Origin of the sequence: Klebsiella sp. MS 92-3 (genome assembly GCF_000195655.1) — a bacterium.
GTDB lineage: Bacteria > Pseudomonadota > Gammaproteobacteria > Enterobacterales > Enterobacteriaceae > Klebsiella > Klebsiella pneumoniae.
In genome coordinates this window covers 64926-66528 of sequence record NZ_GL882869.1, presented here as the reverse complement: position 1 = coordinate 66528, position 1603 = coordinate 64926, and the positions used below count along the sequence as shown (strand labels likewise).

The following is a 1603-nucleotide window of genomic DNA, read 5'->3' as shown; positions in this document are numbered from 1 at the left end:
GACTTCCAGGAAGTCGCTTTTTTACTGATGGCGGGAATTACTCCGCTTTTGGCTCGTCGGTATGGTACTTTGCCGCCGTCTCTTTGATCAGCTGCTGCAGTTCACCGCGCTGGTACATTTCGATGACGATATCGCAGCCGCCCACCAGTTCACCGTCTACCCACAGCTGCGGGAAAGTCGGCCAGTTGGCGTATTTAGGCAGCTCGGCGCGGATATCCGGGTTCTGCAGGATATCAACGTAAGCAAAACGTTCGCCGCAGGCGGACAGCGCCTGAACGGCCTGGGCAGAGAAACCGCAGCTTGGCAGCTTCGGCGACCCTTTCATGTACAACAGGATCGGGTTTTCAGCGATTTGGCGTTGGATCTTTTCTAAAGTCGAGCTCATTGTCGTGCTTCCTTAAACTTCTTTCTACGGCAGTAACTTGTCATTGTAGCGTCCTGTAGGCAGGACGGATAATAACATTTTTTTCACTATTCATATTTTATCTTCTGTTGCGCGAAGTTGCCTTAAAAATATCATTTTGCGGTCACAGGCGGGCGCTCATTGCGCATTTTCTGTGCGAGGCGGTCAATGTCTGACGCGTTTTCTTGCAATCGTTAACCAATCGACATTTTTGATACAAAAGAATATTAACTTTCCGGCTTTTTATGCTTTAGAATCATTCCGGTTTGTCATTCATCGTCAGGCATTTGTACATGTCTGTAATTAATCAGGGGATTGCTCAGTGGCGCGGCTAAACAAAATCGCGATATCGCTCTGTGCATTACTGTTCACGTCTATCTCATTCACGCCACTGGCTCAGGCATCAGGGCATACGCACGCCTCCGCTTCGCCAAAAGCGTTGCCCGCGAAAAGTGGCTCAGAGCGCAAGAAAAAAGCAACCAGTCAAAAAACTAAAACCACCGCTAAAACCACCAGTAAAAAGTCCTCGCGCACCCGGCTCCCTACCCGCACTACCGCAGCAAGCCAAACCGCACTTCATCGTCAGGCCGCCGGCGCGACGAAAAAATGCGTGCTGCGTAAAGGTTATAAAAAGCAGTGCGCGAAAACGGTCGCCGCCAGCGCCGAGCCGACCCTGGCGCTAAACAGCGTCAAAAGCAAATGCGTGGTGCGCAAGGGCTATAAAAAACGCTGTAAGCCCGAGGCCAGCGAAGCGAATTTAACGATCGCCGACGCCCACAAGGTCCGGGTGCAAAAAGCGCAAAGTACCGCGATGAATAAACTGATGGGCCAGTTGGGTAAACCCTATCGCTGGGGCGGCACCTCGCCGCGCACCGGGTTTGACTGCAGCGGGCTGGTCTATTACGCCTATAAGGACCTGGTCAAGATCCACATCCCGCGTACGGCCAACGAAATGTACCACCTGCGCGATGCGCGTCCGGTGGATCGTGATGAACTGCAGAGCGGCGATTTAGTCTTCTTCCGCACCCGCGGACGGGGCGCTGCCGACCATGTCGGCGTCTACGTCGGCAACGGAAAATTCATTCAGTCGCCGCGCACAGGTCGTGATATTCAAATCACCTCCCTGAGCGAGGATTACTGGGTTCGCCATTATGTCGGCGCTCGTCGCGTCATGACGCCGAAAACCATTCGCTGATCCCC

General features: G+C 53.2%; 2 protein-coding genes. One reads left to right on the top strand and one right to left on the bottom strand.

Annotated features, from left to right (window positions below):
* Positions 1-37: 37 nt before the first annotated feature.
* On the bottom strand, positions 38-385 hold the full coding sequence (locus tag HMPREF9538_RS01175) for a Grx4 family monothiol glutaredoxin (protein ID WP_002907768.1): 348 nt from the start codon (positions 383-385) through the stop codon (positions 38-40).
* Between the two features lie 340 nt (positions 386-725).
* Here HMPREF9538_RS01175 and HMPREF9538_RS01180 point away from each other — a divergent pair, with 340 nt between their 5' ends.
* Entirely contained in the window at positions 726-1598 is an 873-nt protein-coding gene (locus HMPREF9538_RS01180) for a C40 family peptidase (protein WP_004151204.1), read from the top strand.
* Positions 1599-1603: the final 5 nt, after the last annotated feature.